Here is a 16,518-nt window from a genome sequence, read left to right on the forward strand (position 1 = left end):
CCCGTCGTCCGTGCCAGCCCCCCGAGCCTAGGGCGTGGCCGCTGAGCGGAGGCGTCGCGGGCGCCCGGCGGAACCCCCTCCGGTGCCCGCGGGGCCGGTGCTACCGTGGCGGCCATGAGCGCAGACGACAGTCCCGAGTTCGCAGGCTTCGAGGCCACCCCCTCCACCGATGCGGAGAAGGCCGACGACGTCCGTCCTGCTGACGCCGAGGTCGAGGAGAACACGACGGCCGACGAGAGCCGCGACCCGGACCACGGCTACGACCCGATGAGCGAGAGCGGCTCCGAGAACGCCCCCGAGGACGAGGTCGGCCCCCGCGAGGACGAGGAGGGCCTGCTGCCCCCCGGCAGCACCGCCGAGGGAGCCGGCACCGCGCTCGGCGCCGACGCCGTCGAGTGCGGCGAGCCCTTGGGCGAGAACGCGAGCGCCGGCACCCCCGGCCAGCTCGCCGACGAGCGCTGGCGCACCAACGGCATCAACCCGCTGGGTTGAGCCGTCTTCCGCGGCGGCCGGCTACCGCCGCGGTAACGACCACCGCCGGAGGCGAACCGACGAAACGCGTTCCAGCGTTTCGGCGTAGCCGGTCGCGACACGCTCCACCTGCCCGGCCTTTCCTGGGAGCCGACCGCGCCGCGGCGGGCGGGGACCGCCGCGGGAGTGAACACCGCACACAGCTGGCGTTCCGGTTGCTCGGAGGAGGAGCAGGGGTGGGCGCCGTAGCGTTCCGGGAGCGCGGCACGCCGGTCGCGCGGACGGGGAGTCCCATGTCGTTGTTCCTGAACCGCATTCGTGAGGTCCGATGGACCGAGGACGAGAGGCGGGCGCTGGCCGAGGCGGTGGCGGAGGACCGGGCCGACGCCTGGCGCGGAGTGGGTGCGCTCGATCGCACCGTCGTCGTCTCGACCGAGGATCCCGGCGTCCGCGGCGGCGCGCGCTGGCCCACCGATCACCGTGCGTTCCTGCGCGTCGACCGCGGCGCCTCCGTGGTGCTGGCGACCGACGGGCTGAGCGATCCCTTCGACCGGCTCGCGCATCCCGGCACCGGTCTCGGCCTCGAGCTGTGCCTCGAGACGTCTGCCGTCCGCGGTGTCCCCACCGCTGAGCTCTGGAACCACTGGCACTTCCGCCTGCTGTACGAGGCCGCCCGACGGGCCGCCCTGCAGGGGGTGTGCTGCCGCAGCTCCCTCGACACGGCGCGGCTCGCGAACGTCGCGGCGCCGCCCGCCTGGACCGACGAGCAGGGCACCGTCGGTGTCCTCCTGGGCCTGCGCAGCCCCGGCCTGCCCGAGCGGCTCGACCTGGCGACCGGTCACGCCGACCTGGTCACCCTCACGCCACTGCGGCCGCAGGAGCACGCCCGGGCGTCGGTCGACGCGGGCGCCCGTGCCGAGATCGCCGAGCGCCTCCGGGCCCTGCCGCACGAGGAGCTCGTGCACACGGCCCGGCCGCTCGTGGTCTGAGGAGCGTCGCGGCTCAGGAGCCCTCGGCCGGCTCCGGCACCACGGTCATCTCGCCGGTGTTGTTCGCGCTCGCGATGAACTGCTCGATCCACAGGCGGTTGAGCGACGGGCGCTTGCTGCCGTGGAACCGGAAGTGCAGCGGAGTCGTCGGGTGCACCCAGACGGAGCTGCGGCCGTAGCCGGACGATTCCGGCTCGCTCCAGGAGAGGCTGAACGACTCGTTCCGCCGCATCTTGGTGAACATCGCGACCTTGAGGTGCGCGAGGAGCCGGTCCTCGAAGTCGATCTCGAGTGATTGCGGTCCGTAGATCAGTCGTCCCATTGTCTCCGCCGTGAAGTGGTGCCGACGCGCCGGAGTCCCGGACGGCGTCGCGGGCTCCGTGAGCTCGGGAGCCGCCACGGAGAGGATACCGATCCTGCGGTCCGGAGGGGTGACACGGGTTTCGCCTCCGCCGGCCGGGGGCGTAATCACCCCGTCAACGACGGACGCCCCGCCGACCGGATCCGGGGATCCTGGTCGACGGGGCGTCGGAAGTCGGAGATTACTCGCCGACGCCGCGGATGTTCGCGGCCTGCGGGCCCTTGCGGCCCTGCTCGACGTCGTACTCGACGTGCTGGTTCTCGACGAGCTCGCGGTAGCCCTGCTTCGCGATGGCGGAGAAGTGCGCGAACACGTCGGCGCCTCCGTCGTCGGGAGCGATGAAGCCGAAGCCCTTTTCGGAGTTGAACCACTTAACGGTGCCAGTAGGCATTTCTTTTCCTTATGTGTTAATGACGCCGACCGGGGCCTGCGTCGTCAGAGTCCGCACGAGTGTGCGGTACCCGCTCGACTCGGCCTCCGCGGGTGAAACACGCGTCTGCCGGAGTCGTCCGGGTCGTCTAGGGGCTGAGCTCGCGCCTCCGGGGGAGGGCGGCTCTGCGGGGGAGAACGTCCCGCGGACCGGGCGTGCCGGTGGAGCGGGGGTCGAACGAGGAACGGCGCGGCTTCCGCGGCGTCCTGTGAAGGGCGGTACCCGCGTGCGAGGCGGGCGTTCGAACCGGACGACCGAGGACGATGCTCTCAGTCGGTGCGGTCTCTATCAGGGGCTGAGTCTCTTCGTCGTCGTGCGACTTCTCAGCCGTGGAATTCGGGCGATCGCCCAGGAGATGTCTCGACTCTACGGGATCACTGCCCCCGAGCGCGACCGCACGCGTCAGACGGCGCGCCGATTCGCGTGCGCGAGGCGGCCGGAACCGCTGTCCGGGCGGGTCGCGGTGTGCCACGATACGACTCGGATCGCGCCGTTCCCCGCCGCCGATCCCCGCCACAGCCTCCCCGCCACAGCCTCCCCGCCACCGTCGCCCCGGAACGAGCCCGGAGCCCGTCCTCCCGAGGTCACCGTGCCCCTGCCTCCCCGGCCCGCCGACGCCGCGGTGCTGCTGCGCGAGCAGCGCGAGGTCGGCGTGCTCTGCGCCCGGCGGGCGGGCGGGGTGCTGACCGCCGCCTCCGCGCTGCACCTGCTCGCCCTGACGCCCGCGCAGCTGATCACGGTGCTGCCGAGCCTGGCGCTGCTGGTCGTCTCGGCGCTCGTGCAGCTCGCGCCCGGCCGATCGGTCGCGACCGGGACGAGGGCCGTGATCCTGGGATCCGCGCTGGACGTCGCGGCACTCGCCGCCTTCCTCTCGCCGGGCGTCGACGCCTCCCTCCGCGCCGTTCTGGGCGGGATCACGATGCTCGCCTCGATGGCTTTGCCGTGCGCGCTGCTCGCCGTCGGCTCCTGGCGGGGCATGCCGTGGGCCGCGGTCCTCGCGCTGCTCCCGGTCCTCGCCCTCGGCGCGGCGGCGACGGGCGCGTCCGGGCGCGCTCCCTTCGTCCTGATCTCGGTCGTCGTCTGCTGGGCGCTGCTCCTGACCGCCGCGCGGTGGCTCGCGGGCTGCGTCGCGCGTGCGCACGTCGGCACCGCCCGCCTCCGGACCGCCCACGACGCCGAGCGCCGCTCGAGCGAGAGCGAGTCCCGGCACCGCGCCGACGCGCGGCTGATGCACGACACGATCCTGGCGACGCTGACGCTGGTGGCGCACCGGGGGGAGGGCGTGCCCGCTCCCGTGCTGCGCGACCGGGCCGCCGCCGACCTGGCCCTCCTGCGCGGTCTGGAGACGGTGGAGGAGCCGGACCCGGACGGGGCGGCCGGGGTGCCGGAGGCGCTCCTCGCGCTCGGTCGGCGGTCGGCGGCGGTGGGCGTGGAGGTGCGCTGGCACGGCGGTGCGCAGCCGCGGATCCGACCGGAGGTGCTCGACGCCGTGGTGCGCGCGACCGGGGAGTGCCTCGAGAACGTGCGGCGCCACTCCGGAGCGGCCCTGGCCCACGTGAGCGTGGCGGAGGAGGCGGGCTCGCTCCGCGTCGTCGTCTCGGACGAGGGGCGCGGTTTCGACCCGGCCGCGGTGGCGGCCGGACGCCTCGGCCTCGCGGAGTCGGTCGTCGGCCGGATCGAGACGGTGGGCGGCGAGGTCCGGGTCTTCTCGGCGCCCGGGTCCGGCGCGACCGTGCTGCTGAGCGTGCCGCTGTGAGCGGGTCGCGGCAGGAGGAGGGGACGCTCCTGGAGCTGGTCCGGGCGGCGGACAGGAGCCCGGGCGCGCTGTGGAGCATCCGCGAGCGCCTCACCCGGCCGAACCGCCTGAGCGGGAGCTACCTCGGGCTGGGCTTCCTCACGATGGCGGTGCTGCTCGACATCCGCGGAGTGATCTCGTACCTCTGGTCCCTCGACGCGCGGTCCGCGACCTGGCTGAGCGGACTCTCCTGGCTGCTGGTCGTCGCCGCGAGCGCGGTGGGGGTCTCGATCGCCCTCCGCCGCCACGGCGAGCTGCCCCGCCGGGCCTTCGCGGGCGTCCTCGCTGTGGACGTGGCCGCGCTGCTGCTCGAGTTCGCCGACCACGCCCTGCCGACACCGGCTCCGATGTACTACCCGTCGGTCTGCGTGGGAGTGGGCGCGGGGGTGATCGCGCTGATCACCTTCCAGCCGCTCTCGCGCTCGTTCCTCGCCCTGGTGGTCCTGGTCGGGCTCACGGCGCTCGGCCTCGTCGGCCAGGCGCTCCTCGGCGACGGAGGCGCCGCCCTCGCGGTGAGCAACGTCCTCCTCGCCGTCGCGCCCGCGGCCGTGTGCGTCGTCGTGCTCACCTCGCTCGACCAGTACGTGCGGCGCACGCTCGACCGCAGCCTGGCCGACGGCACCGTCCACGCCGCGGACGACGAGTTCTCGCAGGTGGACGCCCGCATCGAGGAGCTCCTCGAACGGGTCCGGACGCCGGTGCCGCTGGACGAGGAGCTGGGCGAGCGGGCGCGGGTGCTCGGAGACGAGCTCCGCGAGGCGCTCGCCCGCAGCCACGACCGCACCTGGCTGAGGATCGCGGTGGAGGAGTCGGCGCTGCTGTCCTCCGCTGTCGCGATCGACGATCCGAGCGGGGCTGCGGCGCTGCTGGCCCCGCTCGACCGCTCGCGGCTGCTCTCGGTGCTCTGGCTGCTCACCGCCCCCGCGGGGAGGACTCCGCTCGCCGTCCGCCTGGAGCCGGGCCAGAGCGGCGGGGTGGAGCTCGCCCTGGTCGCCGCGGGCATCCGCGCCCGCGACCTCGACCGCTCGGTCTGGGGCATCCTCAGCGAGCTCGGCGAGCACCGCACGACGACCGACCACGGCGCGACGAGGATCCTCGTCGCCCACCGGCCCCGGAGGAGGACGACGACATGAGCGACGAGCCCGCGATCACGCTGGCCATCCTCGACGACCACCCGATCCTGCTGGCGGCGCTGGCGGAGTGGATCCGCCGCTCGGGCACGGACATCCGCGTGGCGGCGACGGCCGGCACCTGGACGGACCTGCTCGCGCACCCGGCCTTCCCGACCGACGTGGTGCTGCTCGACATCGACCTCGGCGACGAGCTCGACCTCGCCATGAAGATCCGGATCATCGCGGCCGCCGGCGCCGCCACGATCATCATCAGCACGCACTCCGAGCCGGGGACGATCAACCGGGCGCTCGAGGCCGGGGCGCACGGCTACGTGGTCAAGAGCGAGCGGACCGAGACGATCCTCGCGGCGATCCGAGCGGCGGCGCGCGACGAGCGCTTCCTGACGGCGCAGACGCGGGAGCTGCTCGGGGCCGACCGCCCGGGCACCCTGACGCACCGCGAGCGGGAGATCGTCCGCCTCTTCGTCGACGGGATGCCGCTGAAGCAGGTCGCCACGCTCCTCGGCATCACCCAGGACGCCGCACGGAGCTCGCTGCGCAGCGCCCGGGGCAAGTACCGGGCGGAGGGGCTGGCCGTCGGCACGAAGATCTCGCTCCGCCGGCAGGCGCTGCGCGACGGGATCGTCGAGCGCTAGGCGCGCGCTCGACGATCCCGGGGGCCTAGACCGTCTCGGCGCGCTTCTGCCGCGCGGGCTCGGCGGGGTCGGAGGGTCCGTTCCAGATCGAGACGATGCCCCAGACGACGGCCGCGATCGGCACGGCCAGCACGGCGCCGACGATGCCGGCGAGGACGGTGCCCACGGTCAGGGCGATCAGGACGATCAGCGGGTGCAGCTTCAGCGAGCGCGCCATCACGACCGGCTGGAGGAAGTTGCCCTCGAGCTGGTTGACCCCGATGACGACCAGGATCACGATCAGCGCGGCGACCGGGCCGTTGGCGACCAGGGCGACGAGAGCGGCGAGGATGCCGGCGGCCGTGGCTCCGACGATCGGGATGAACGCGGTGAGGAAGACGATGACGGCCAGCGGGATCGCCAGCGGCACCTGGATGATCGCCAGTGCGACTCCGATGCCGATCGCGTCGACCGCCGCGACGGTCGCCGTTCCGCGGACGTAGCCGCCCAGCACGTCGACCGTCTTGTGCCCGACGCGCTTGGCGCGCTCGTAGCCCGAGCCGGTGAAGGGGCGCAGGAGGAACTCCCAGATCTTCGGGCCGTCCTTCATGAAGAAGAAGAGCACCACGATCATCAGCACGAGGCCGGTGATGAAGTTCGCCGCTGCGGAGACACCCGCGAGCGCGCCGTTGCCGAACGAGCTGGAGGTGAGGAAGTCGACGACCGACTGGCGGGCGGACTCGATCTGCTCGTCGGTGATCTGGAACGGCAGGTGCTGCACGTAGTCCTGCAGCGAGGTGATGCCGTCGGAGGCGCTGCTGACCAGCTCGTCCCACTGGTTGCGGACCGCGACCGTGATCAGCCAGCCGACCGCGCCGAGGATCGCGAGCAGCCCGATCAGCGCCAGCCAGGTCGCGAGGATCGACGGCACGCCCTTGCGCCGCATCCACGCCAGGACCGGGTGGATCGCCGCGGCGAGGATGAGCGCGATCATCACGGGGATGAGCACCAGCGTGAGCTGCGTCATCGCGAAGACGAGCACCGAGGCCAGCAGGAGGACGATGACCACCTGGAGGCAGCGGGTGGCGAACCGGCCGAGGCCGTCGCTCCAGACCCGCCGCTGCGGATCGGGTGCGCTCGGCTGCGGCGCTGCGGCGCTGGTCGAGGAGTCGTTGCGGTCGAAGAAGCCCATGGAGGGACGGTATCGGCTCGGGCCGACCTGCCGTCCCTCCTTGACACCCCGCCCGCGCCGCGGCGAGCCCGCCCGCCGACAGCAGTGTGCTTCTTCTACCGCCCGGGTACGGGAACGGGCAGCTGACCTATTCGGCGCGGCCGGTGACGCTCACGTCGCTCCCCGAGGCGACGACGGACGGGAGCTCCACTGTGGCACCGAAGATCGTCGTGTAGGACTGAACGCCCGCGGAGAGAGCCGTGAACGCGATGATGTCGTCTTCGAGCAGACGCTGCGGAGTCGAGCCAGCGATGGTCACGAGGATTGTGTCCTCCCAGAAATCCCGACTGTATCCAGGCTCGCGTGTGATGTTCACGCGGTACGTTCCGCCTGCGTCCTGGATGATCTTCCCTTCGAACTTGTAGTAGGAGCCGGCCGCGGCGTTCCCGGCTCGGAAGAGGTCCTCGTAGCCGATCGAGGCAGCTGCCGCCTTCGCAGCAGCTGCCTCAGCGGCCTGCTTCTCTGCAGCCAGCCGCTCTTCCTTCGCTGTCTTATCGCTCTCGACCGCCTCGACGGCAAGGTCGACTCTGTCGCTACCCCGGTCGAGAGCTTTCTCGCGCTCATCGAGTTCCGCGGTCGCAGCTTCCACTTCTTCGCGGCTGACGGCGCTCGTGTCGAGCTGGGCGGCGGCGAGGTCCGCCTCCTCCTTCTCCGCGCGCTCGAGAGACTCCTTCAGCAGAGTGAGCAGCGCGGCATTGTCGAGGTCATCGGCTCCGACCGAGAGAGATTCGGCTCTGGCGTCCGAGGTCGATTCCTGATGGGCTCGGAATGTCGAATCGTGCCGCTCGAGTGCGGTCTGGTAATCCTCGACTGCTTCGGCCTTGGCCTTCTCGGCCTCGGCTATCGCGTTCGTCACACCGATTCCTGTGACGACCAGGGCAGTGGCGAGAACAAGTCCGCCGGCCGCGAAGAGGACCGAGCGCCGAGGGCGGCGAAAGCGAGTGCGGGGTCGGGAAGACTCTGTGTCCTCAGAACCCGTTGAGCCCTCCTGCTCGGCGTCTCCGGCTGTCTCGTAAGCCGAATGCGGCTCGTCGCCCATTTCCTGATGACCGCTCATAGGTGTCCCCTGTTCTCGCTTTCGATGAAGCGAGCCTGACAGTACCGGGACATGGCGTCCCGATCGACATCGATCCGCCTCGTGCGCGCGCGAAGGCATCGGCCTTGCTGACTCGTGGTGGGCCGCCGACACGAATCCTCGCGCCCGCCCGCGCAAGGCTCTGCATCCGATCAGCTGCGGAATCCGTCGCCGCCACGGAGCATCGCACGGTGGAATTACCCATTCGAGCCGCCGGAGCCCCGCGGATCGTTGCGGCGGCGACGGATTCCGCACTACAGTCGCCGTGTTCATGCAGGTGCATGGGGTGCGGTACCCGAAGCCGCACTGCACCGCCCTGCTCGGAGCAGACGCCTCCGCCGGGAGGGATGACGATCCTCTCTCCCGGCGGGAGGCGGACCGGGCGGATCCGCCCGGCCGCCGCCGGCGCTACGCCGGGACGCGCACCGTCAGCCCGCCGGGCTCGATCCAGGTGCGGAACGCCGAGGTCGAGCCGAACGGATCGCCGTCGAGCTCGATCTCCTGCGCGTGCTCGAGGCGGACCGTGAGGTCGCGGCCCTTCACGTACCGCAGGGCCGACACCTCCTTGGTCAGGCCCATCAGCTTCTTGCCGACGATGCCGCTGCGGCGGAGCACGCCGTTCTCCCACACCACCTTGAAGATGATCTGCACCCAGCCGAAGAAGCCCTCGGGGCGCAGCAGGACGATGTCGAACTCGCCGTCGTCGACGGCCGCGTCCGGCAGTAGGAGGATGTTCGCCGGCAGGGCGCCGCAGTTGCCCACGATGATCGTGTGCGCGCGCACCTTGCGGGTCTTCGAGCCGTCGAGGCGGTAGCGGAACTCGAGCTGGTTCTTGTCGAGCAGGGCCTTCCGCAGCGCGTCCACGTAGGCGAGCCAGCCGGCCCGCTTCTTGAGGTCGTCGTCGGTGTTGGCGAGCATCTTCGCGTCGATCCCGAGGCCCGCCATCACGACGTAGGCGTGGCGGTCGCGGCCCGTGGAGGTCTCGATGTCGATCATCCCGACGTCGATCGCCCGGTCCTGTCCGGAGAACGCGACGGTCAGGGAGTTGTCGATGTCGTCGAGCGTGAGGTTCAGGTTGCGCGCGAGCAGGTTGCCGGTGCCGGAGGGCAGCAGCGCGAGCGAGGCGTCGGAGCCTCGGAGGGCCTCCGCCACGACGCGGACCGTCCCGTCGCCGCCGGCCGCGATCACGACGTCGGCGCCCGCGGCGAGGGCCTCCTTCGTCTGACCGGCCCCGGGGTCCTCGACGGAGGTCTCGTACCAGAGCGTCTCCTCCCAGCCGGCGGCCTCCTCGGCGCGCTTCACAGCGGCCTTCACCGACTCCAGGTCGACCTTGACGGGGTTGTAGACGAGCGCGGCACGGCGGCGCTCAGGCATCGTCGCGGCTCTCGTCGAGCTCGTCGCCGTTCTCGTCGACACGGCCCGGTCGCACGGCGGCGTCCTCGCGGATGTCGATGCGGGTGTCGCCGGCCTCGGTGGTGGAGACCTCGATGCGCGGGGCCGCGTCGGCCTCCGTCGCCTTCGGGGCGCTGGTCAGCTGGTCGTGGCGGTCGTCCGCGCTCTGGTCGGTCATGCCTGGACGGTAGCAGCGGGCGATCCGCGCCCGCGCGGGCTTGCGTCAGCGGCTGCGTGCCGCCTGAAGACCCCAGAGCACGAGCGGGATCTGGAGCGGGAGGCGCAGCAGCGTGATCACCCGGGTCCGAGGCCGACGGGCGTCCCGCGCCATCTGCACGTTGCCGGGGAGGACGGCGGCCATCAGGGCGGCGGAGGCGAGACCGCCGGCCGCGCGGGTCCGCGGGTGCAGCGTCGCGGCCGCGCAGACCAGCTCCGCCGCTCCCGAGACGAGGACCCATCCGCGCGCCGAGCCGGGCATCCCTCGCGGGACCACCGCGTCGAAGGTCCGCGGGTGCACCAGATGGACGACTCCCGAGACCGCCATCGCCGACACGAGCACGAGCGGGCCCGCGCCCAGGCCGCTCATCGGCCCTCCGCCCCGCGCTCGAGCGGAGCGACGTGGTCGAGGATCCGGCGCCACTCGCGCACCAGCGCCAGCCGGCCGGCTCCGTCGACCGTCACGGTGCGGGCCCGGGCGAGGCGGCCGCGGTACCAGCGGCCGTCCTCGGCGCTCGCCACCGGGTCCGCGTCGCCGTGGACCAGGAGCGTCTCGGCGGTCACCCGGTCGAGGTCGTCGGCCCAGGAGCCGTCGCGGAGCGCCGCGAGGTCGGTCGCGGCGCCGCTCGGGCCCTGCCGCCAGCCCTCGGCGAGCATCCGCTCCAGCCGGTTGCGCAGTCCGCCGTGGGTGGCGAGCACCGGGTCGTCGGAGTCGATCCCGAGCGCGTCCAGGCCCGGCTGCGTCTGCGGGAGGGCGGCGGCGATCGCGTCGGCGTCCTCTCCGCGGAGGGTCTCGCGCCGCTCCCACGCGCTGGTGGGGTGCACGATCACGCCGGCCTGCGGGGGCGCGGGGGTGCCGACCAGCGCGAGGCGGTCCACGAGGTCGGGGTGCCGGGCCGCGAGCGAGAGCGCGAACGCGCCGCCGGAGCCCCAGCCGACCACGCCGACGCTGCCGAAGCGGGCGCCCTCGACCATGCGGGCGGTGCGCTCGGAGCGGCGCAGGTACTCGGCGAGGTCGTCCGCGCGGTCCTCGACGCGGCCGTGAGCGGCGTCGACCGGGTCCGAGGCGCCGTAGCCGGGGCGGTCGAGGATCAGCAGGTGCAGACCCCACGGACCGGTGACGGTCGGGTCGGGGTCGAAGCCGCCCGCTCCGGGAGTGGGGTGGCAGAACACCACCAGCCGGTCGGCGACGGGATCGCCCGCCGCCGAGACGCCCATCCCGCGGCCGGACCGCAGCTCGAAACGGTGGTTCGCCATGTCGCCTCCCGGGTGCGCCGAGGGTCGGCGCGTCGCCCCCAGTCAAGCGGAGACGGCGGCCCGCGCGCTGGGCCTTGTGCCGGAGCGGGAGCAGTCGGACGCGTCCGGAGCGGGCGTGCTCGATGCGGGTGGTGCGACCGTCGTCAACCCCGGTGACGCGCCCTCCGCCGTCCGGTGGACTGGACGGTCCCTCGAGGAAGGACCACCCGTGATCCGCACAGCACTGCCCGCGACCGTCGACGACGTGGAGCTCGACCCGGTCGGCGACGACGGCTGGCGGGTCCGCGCCCGCACCGAGGACCCGCGGGAGCCGGAGGCCGTGCTCGGCTTCATCACGCCGGTCGACGGCGGCTTCGAGGCGCACCGCCTCGGGCTGCCGCAGGAGGACGTGACCTGCCCGTCGCTCGAGGACGCGCTCTCGAGGTACGTCGCCGAGGAGCCGCTGCCCGCGTGGATCCGCTCCGCCCGGAAGGATCCGCGGACCGGCTTCCTCGGCGAGCGGGAGGTCGTGGTCGGCACCCCCGAGGCCGAGGGGGCGGGCCTCCTGGTCGTGCACGTCGACGGCGAGCTCGCCGGGCACGTCGTCGCGACCACCCCGATCGCCTTCGTCGCCGAGCGCGGCGACCTCCCGCCCCTCGTCGTCGAGTCGATGGACGGGCTCCTCGCGCTCGTCTCGGGACTGCGCCGGTAACCCCTGACCCCCGCGGAGGTCGACCCCCGTGGCAGGCGGTCGGCCGCCGCCTAGCGTGCTGGGAGCGGGTCGGCACCGGCTCCGTTCCGTGCTGCCGCGGATGATCGAGCAGGGGCGGGGCAGCGTGATCACCACCTCCTCCGTCGCCGGGCTCGACGGCGCCCCGGGCCTCAGCCCCTCCGTCGCCTCGACGCACGGGGTCGCCGGGCTCACCAGGAGCGCGGCCCTCGAGGTCGCGGGCACCGGCGTCCGGGTCGACTCGATCCACCCGTCGCCCGTGAACACGCGGATGATGCGCTCGATCGAGGCGGGCGGCGGCGACGCTGAGAAGCAGCGTGCCGCCTACGAGGCCGGGATCCCACTCGGACGCTACGCCGAGGCCTCGGACATCGCCGCGCTGGTGCTCTTCCTCGCCTCGGACGAGAGCTCGTTCATCACGGGCGCCCAGTACCGGATCGACGGCGGGATGGGCGCCGGGCAGTAGCGGCGCGGGCCGGGCCGCGGGCGGGAGCCGTCGACGCCGGCGCACCGTCCGTTCACCCGATGTCCACGTGACGCCGCGGAGGAGGGGAGCGAGGATGGGGGCGTGTCCCGTCGCCTCCTCCTCCCCGTCGCCGGCGTCCTCGCCGCGGCCCTCGCCGCCGGCGGGCTGACGCTCCTCGTCTGGACGATCGACGAGACGCCGTTCGCACGGCCCGACGCCGGCTTCGACCGTCTGACGAGCGAGGTCGCCGCGGTGCCCGGAGTCTCCCTCGACGGCGCCGAGCGCTGGGTCGAGGCGCCGGCGTTCGGCCCGCCGACCTCCTGGGTCGGGGTCGCGGTCGAGGAGCCGGCGCTCGCCGACGCCCTCGCGACGGCCTGCGCGACCGAGTACGCGGATCCGGTGCTGTGGTCGTTCCGGGCGACGTCCGCAGGCGGGAACACCCTCTCCTTCGCGGGCGCGGAGGAGCCGACCGCCGCGTGCCCCGCTCCCGCTGTCGACGCGTCGGCCCTGCTCGAGCGGATCGACGGGCTCGGCCGTGACCTGGAGCTGCACGCGTCGCTCCGCGAGGGGTCCTTCGCCCTCGACTCCTTCGAGGACGTCTCCGGCGGGCTGCCCGCGCTGCTCCCGATCGTCCGGGCGGCGGAGGACCTGCGGGACGCTGCGGGCGCGGAGCGGGGCGCCCTGGTCGAGATCTCCGGTCCCTGGGCCGCGATCACCGTCGGTCCCGGCGAGCAGGAGCGGACCGCCGCGCTGCTCACGACCCTCGTCGAGGAGCACGGCGTCACCGCCTACTGGGCGACCGAGGACGGCCTGCGGATCGTCGCGCCCGACGGCGGGCACGCCGCGATCGAGGCCGCCGTGCGCGACTCCGGGCTGCCGGTGGCCGACCGGTCCCTGCGCTTCGAGGCCGACGAGTCCTGACGCCGGGCGGCCGTGAACGGGTGCGGCCTGGCTCAGACCTCGGTGGCGGGTGCTCGACGGGCTCCCCGGCTCACGACGGGAGGCACCTCCAAGACGGGGACTGCACGCTTCATGAACCGGTCGAAGTCCGGAACAGTGAACGCGGCGTACCCGTGCTCGGGAGTGAACAGGAGCCCCATCCCGATCAGCTCCGCGCGGACCGATCCGAGCTGAGTGGACGCGCGCTCCAGAAGCGCCTCGACGTCGCCCGCTTTCTGGGGCTCTGGTCCGAGCTCCGCCATGGCTCGCATGTACGCGGTCTGAAGTGGACTCGCCCGATCGAGTCGCACGCGGAAGAAGGAGCTGTCCAGCTTCGCCTCGTAGGCCTCCCTCGCCAGTTCGACGTCCTCCCGGTGGATGCGATCGTTCTCAGCCACCGTCCAGACCTGGTAGCCCAGTTCCTGGATGAAAGAGGGGTATCCGGTCGTGATCTCGACTACGAGTTCAACAGCGTCGTCGTCGTAGACCGCGCCCTCGGCCGCTGCCGGCTCTCGGAGAGCCGCTACCGCTTCGTCGTGATCGAGCGAGTCGATCCGCGGAAAGGTGAAGAGCCGCTCGGCGTACGATCTCGCATCGCCGACAAGCTCGGCGATCTGCGGAGGACCGGCACCGACGAACGTGACGGGGAGGCTCCGCTGCACGGTCTTGTGGATGGCTTGGATGAGCGCTTAGAGCTGCGGTGAGTCGAGGAACTGGACCTCGTCGATGAGCAGGACGATCCCCTCGCCCTGCTCGGCCGCCGCTTCACCCACGGCGACGAGGACGTCCGTCAGGTCCAGTCCGAGATCCCGATGATCGGCCACTCCTTCTGCCGGCGGTACATCCCATCCGATGGACCACTCGCCGTCCGCTCCGACAGACACCGCGAAGGCGCTCAAGACCGCGGCGGCGTGCCTCCCGCGGTCGGTCCATCTCGCGCGGGGGGACAGGCGGAGGAGTGCCGCCTTGAGCTGGGATGCCAGCACCTGGCGGAACCGGCCCTTGTCGTGCTTGACCGCCTCGAACTCGATCACTGTCCCCGTTCTCCTCCTGGGCGATCGTCCGGAAGCCGTTGAGAAGGACCGTCTTTCCGACGCCCCGCAGCCCCGTGACGATCATCGACTGGTTCGTGCGGCCCCGTCGCAGGCGCGTCAGCAGGGTGCGGAACGCCTGGGTCTGCTCGTCTCTGCCGATGAGGATCTCCGGTCGCGCTCCCGCGTTCGGCGTGTAGGGATTGTCGACGGCATCCATACGGGCCGGTTCAGGAGTCTTACTGTGCTTTATCCAGATCGAGTGAAGCGCAGTAAAGCCATCGAACGGCGCCCGTCACGCGCGCCAGGCCGCCAGCTCCTCCGCAGCCGCCAGGACGCGGTGGGTCGGCGAGAGGTCGAGGACGCACGCGCCTGAGCGCCTGCGAGGCCCGGATCCCGCCTCCTGGACCCGCGACCCAGGGAACGCTGGCAGGATGTACGGGACGGTCGGTGCGCGAGAGCGCGCCGCACGGACGGCACCGCCCGCTGAGAGCGGCCCCGCCCGGCCCCGTCCCGCACACCTCCACCCGCTCCCGACAGCGCTCACAGCGCCGGAGCGACACATCACCGCGGCCCGACCGGGCGCGCGGTCGGACCCTGCGCCGCGCGCCCGCGTCCAGCCACTCCCTCCCGGAAGAACCGCATGAGAAACGCCAGAACCGCCAAGCCCGCCCGCCACCACCTCGAGCTCCCCAAGCCCAAGCCCCTCGAGAAGGGCGCCATGCGGATCACCCCGCTCGGCGGCCTCGGCGAGATCGGCCGCAACATGACCGTCTTCGAGCACAAGGGCAAGCTGCTCATCGTCGACTGCGGCGTCCTCTTCCCCGAGGAGAACCAGCCCGGCATCGACGTGATCCTCCCCGACTTCGCCGCGATCCGCTCGCGCCTGAAGGACATCGAGGCCATCGTCCTCACCCACGGCCACGAGGACCACATCGGCGGCGTGCCGTACCTCCTCAAGGAGCGCGGCGACATCCCGATCATCGCCTCGACCTTCACCCTCGCGCTGATCAGCGCGAAGCTGCAGGAGCACCGCATCACCCCGCGCACGCGCCCGGTGAAGGAGGGCGACCGGATCGACGCCGGCGTCTTCGACCTCGAGTTCCTCGCCGTGAACCACTCCATCCCGGACGGGCTCGCCGTCGCGATCCGCACCGAGGCCGGCCTCGTGCTGCACACGGGCGACTTCAAGATGGACCAGTTCCCGCTCGACGGGCGCACCACCGACCTCCCCGGCTTCGCGCGCCTCGGCGACGAGGGCGTCGACCTGTTCCTGGTCGACTCCACGAACGCCGACGTCCCCGGCTTCGCGATCTCGGAGGGCGACCTCGCCCCCGCGATCGACCAGGTGTTCCGCACCGCGCCGCGCCGCATCGTCGTGTCCAGCTTCGCGAGCCACGTGCACCGCATCCAGCAGGTCCTCGACGCCGCGCAGCGCCACGGCCGCAAGGTCGCCTTCGTCGGCCGCTCGATGGTCCGCAACATGGGCATCGCCGCCGACCTGGGCTACCTCAAGATCCCGGCCGGCCTCGTCGTCGACATGAAGGTGCTCGAGAAGCTCCCCGCGACCGAGATCGTGATGATCTGCACCGGTTCGCAGGGCGAGCCGATGGCGGCGCTCTCGCGCATGGCCAACAAGGACCACATCATCGACATCGGCCCCGGCGACACCGTGCTGCTGGCCAGCTCGCTGATCCCCGGCAACGAGAACGCGATCTACCGGATCATCAACGCCTTCACCCGCTGGGGCGCCACGGTCGTGCACAAGGGCAACGCCAAGGTGCACGTCTCGGGTCACGCCAGCGCGGGCGAGCTCGCCTACTGCTACAACATCCTCCGCCCCACCGCGGTGCTCCCCGTGCACGGCGAGTGGCGCCACCTCACCGCGAATGCGGCGATCGCGACGCGCACCGGGATCGACGAGAAGGACGTCTTCGTCATCGAGGACGGCGTCTCGATCGACCTGGTGAAGGGCCGCTCGCGCATCAGCGGGCGCATCCCGGCCGACCAGATCCTGGTCGACGGCACCACGATGGGCGTCGCCACCGAGGACGCGATGAACGACCGCATCGTCCTCGCCGAGGAGGGGGCCATCACGGTCCTCGCCATCGCCGACCTCGACCGCGGCACGCTCGGCGAGCCCGTCGAGTTCTTCACCCGCGGCTTCGTCGAGGAGCCGGGCTGGAAGGCCAATGCGAGCAAGGCGATCGACGACGCCGTCCTGCAGGCCGCGGGCAAGCCGGTCGAGCTCGAGGCCATGGAGGCGCTGATCACGCGCACCCTCGGCCGCTGGCTGACCCGCCGCCACCGCCGGAACCCGGTCATCACCACCATCGTCGTCGAGGAGTAGGCGCCTTCCACGCCGCCCTCCGCCTCCGCTACCCCCTGCCCCGCGAGGCGCGGGCGGAG

19 protein-coding genes and 1 pseudogene are annotated in these 16,518 nt (G+C 72.5%); 9 read left to right on the forward strand and 11 right to left on the reverse strand.

What is annotated here, in order from left to right; genetic code table 11:
* Positions 1 to 114 precede the first annotated feature (114 nt).
* Entirely contained in the window at positions 115 to 492 is a 378-nt protein-coding gene (locus tag C5C54_RS03700; RefSeq protein WP_146078783.1) for a hypothetical protein, read from the forward strand.
* A 272-nt stretch (positions 493 to 764) separates the two neighbouring features.
* Positions 765 to 1,460, forward strand: coding sequence for a hypothetical protein (locus C5C54_RS03705; protein ID WP_104233051.1), 696 nt, complete (start codon positions 765 to 767; stop codon positions 1,458 to 1,460).
* Positions 1,461 to 1,473: 13 nt separating this feature from the next.
* Here the strand turns inward: C5C54_RS03705 and C5C54_RS03710 are convergent, their stop codons facing one another.
* Both C5C54_RS03710 and C5C54_RS03715 read right to left on the reverse strand, forming a co-directional pair.
* Positions 1,474 to 1,782, reverse strand: coding sequence for a hypothetical protein (locus C5C54_RS03710; RefSeq protein WP_104226101.1), 309 nt, complete (start codon positions 1,780 to 1,782; stop codon positions 1,474 to 1,476).
* Between the two features lie 220 nt (positions 1,783 to 2,002).
* Entirely contained in the window at positions 2,003 to 2,212 is a 210-nt protein-coding gene (locus C5C54_RS03715) for a cold-shock protein (protein ID WP_055786246.1), read from the reverse strand.
* A gap of 628 nt (positions 2,213 to 2,840) precedes the next feature.
* On the opposite strand from C5C54_RS03715, the gene C5C54_RS03720 reads away from it, so the two are divergent.
* Genes C5C54_RS03720 through C5C54_RS03730 form a run of 3 tightly spaced genes read left to right on the forward strand, consistent with a single transcriptional unit; the run spans position 2,841 to position 5,814 of the window.
* Entirely contained in the window at positions 2,841 to 4,007 is a 1,167-nt protein-coding gene (locus C5C54_RS03720; RefSeq protein WP_104287827.1) for a sensor histidine kinase, read from the forward strand.
* On the forward strand, positions 4,004 to 5,179 hold the full coding sequence (locus C5C54_RS03725; protein ID WP_104287828.1) for a hypothetical protein: 1,176 nt from the start codon (positions 4,004 to 4,006) through the stop codon (positions 5,177 to 5,179). The genes C5C54_RS03720 and C5C54_RS03725 overlap by 4 nt, the downstream gene beginning before the upstream one ends.
* A complete protein-coding gene (locus tag C5C54_RS03730; protein WP_104287829.1) occupies positions 5,176 to 5,814 on the forward strand; it encodes a response regulator in 639 nt (212 codons plus the stop codon). The genes C5C54_RS03725 and C5C54_RS03730 overlap by 4 nt, the downstream gene beginning before the upstream one ends.
* Positions 5,815 to 5,839: 25 nt before the next feature.
* Here the strand turns inward: C5C54_RS03730 and C5C54_RS03735 are convergent, their stop codons facing one another.
* The 6 genes from C5C54_RS03735 to C5C54_RS03760 all read right to left on the reverse strand — a co-directional run bounded on the left by C5C54_RS03735 (position 5,840) and on the right by C5C54_RS03760 (position 10,964).
* On the reverse strand, positions 5,840 to 6,985 hold the full coding sequence (locus C5C54_RS03735) for an AI-2E family transporter (protein ID WP_104226105.1): 1,146 nt from the start codon (positions 6,983 to 6,985) through the stop codon (positions 5,840 to 5,842).
* Between the two features lie 127 nt (positions 6,986 to 7,112).
* On the reverse strand, positions 7,113 to 8,081 hold the full coding sequence (locus C5C54_RS03740) for a hypothetical protein (protein WP_146078784.1): 969 nt from the start codon (positions 8,079 to 8,081) through the stop codon (positions 7,113 to 7,115).
* 426 nt (positions 8,082 to 8,507) lie between these two features.
* A complete protein-coding gene (locus C5C54_RS03745) occupies positions 8,508 to 9,473 on the reverse strand; it encodes a diacylglycerol kinase family protein (protein ID WP_104226107.1) in 966 nt (321 codons plus the stop codon).
* Entirely contained in the window at positions 9,466 to 9,669 is a 204-nt protein-coding gene (locus C5C54_RS03750) for a multidrug transporter (RefSeq protein WP_104222930.1), read from the reverse strand. Before C5C54_RS03750 ends, C5C54_RS03745 begins: the two co-directional genes overlap by 8 nt.
* Before the next feature lie 45 nt (positions 9,670 to 9,714).
* Complete coding sequence (locus C5C54_RS03755) at positions 9,715 to 10,077, reverse strand: hypothetical protein (RefSeq protein ID WP_181068405.1); 363 nt, start codon at positions 10,075 to 10,077, stop codon at positions 9,715 to 9,717.
* Entirely contained in the window at positions 10,074 to 10,964 is an 891-nt protein-coding gene (locus C5C54_RS03760) for an alpha/beta fold hydrolase (protein WP_104222928.1), read from the reverse strand. Before C5C54_RS03760 ends, C5C54_RS03755 begins: the two co-directional genes overlap by 4 nt.
* 208 nt (positions 10,965 to 11,172) lie before the next feature.
* On the opposite strand from C5C54_RS03760, the gene C5C54_RS03765 reads away from it, so the two are divergent.
* The 3 genes from C5C54_RS03765 to C5C54_RS03775 all read left to right on the forward strand — a co-directional run bounded on the left by C5C54_RS03765 (position 11,173) and on the right by C5C54_RS03775 (position 13,060).
* The gene (locus C5C54_RS03765) at positions 11,173 to 11,655 is read left to right on the forward strand and encodes a hypothetical protein (protein ID WP_104246946.1); all 483 of its coding nucleotides are present in this window, start codon (positions 11,173 to 11,175) and stop codon (positions 11,653 to 11,655) included.
* Positions 11,656 to 11,743: 88 nt separating this feature from the next.
* On the forward strand, positions 11,744 to 12,139 hold the full coding sequence (locus C5C54_RS03770; RefSeq protein ID WP_258063203.1) for an SDR family NAD(P)-dependent oxidoreductase: 396 nt from the start codon (positions 11,744 to 11,746) through the stop codon (positions 12,137 to 12,139).
* Between the two features lie 102 nt (positions 12,140 to 12,241).
* The gene (locus C5C54_RS03775; protein WP_104287832.1) at positions 12,242 to 13,060 is read left to right on the forward strand and encodes a hypothetical protein; all 819 of its coding nucleotides are present in this window, start codon (positions 12,242 to 12,244) and stop codon (positions 13,058 to 13,060) included.
* A 32-nt stretch (positions 13,061 to 13,092) separates the two neighbouring features.
* On the opposite strand, the gene C5C54_RS18210 is transcribed toward C5C54_RS03775, so the two are convergent.
* The 3 genes and pseudogenes from C5C54_RS18210 to C5C54_RS18220 form a co-directional block, all read right to left on the reverse strand.
* Positions 13,093 to 13,740 (reverse strand): hypothetical protein, encoded by a 648-nt coding sequence (locus C5C54_RS18210; RefSeq protein ID WP_258063204.1) that lies wholly within the window; start codon positions 13,738 to 13,740, stop codon positions 13,093 to 13,095.
* 27 nt (positions 13,741 to 13,767) lie between these two features.
* Positions 13,768 to 14,112 carry a hypothetical protein gene (locus C5C54_RS18215; RefSeq protein ID WP_258063221.1) on the reverse strand — a complete coding sequence of 115 codons (345 nt, stop codon included), beginning with the start codon at positions 14,110 to 14,112 and terminating at the stop codon, positions 13,768 to 13,770.
* A gap of 70 nt (positions 14,113 to 14,182) precedes the next feature.
* A pseudogene (locus C5C54_RS18220) lies at positions 14,183 to 14,329 on the reverse strand (ATP-binding protein); the annotation flags it as partial.
* Positions 14,330 to 14,752: 423 nt separating this feature from the next.
* Between C5C54_RS18220 and C5C54_RS03785 the strand changes: the two are divergent.
* Positions 14,753 to 16,459 (forward strand): ribonuclease J, encoded by a 1,707-nt coding sequence (locus tag C5C54_RS03785; RefSeq protein ID WP_104222925.1) that lies wholly within the window; start codon positions 14,753 to 14,755, stop codon positions 16,457 to 16,459.
* Positions 16,460 to 16,518: the final 59 nt, after the last annotated feature.

The organism is Rathayibacter sp. AY1F2 (assembly GCF_002930885.1).
GTDB lineage: Bacteria > Actinomycetota > Actinomycetes > Actinomycetales > Microbacteriaceae > Rathayibacter.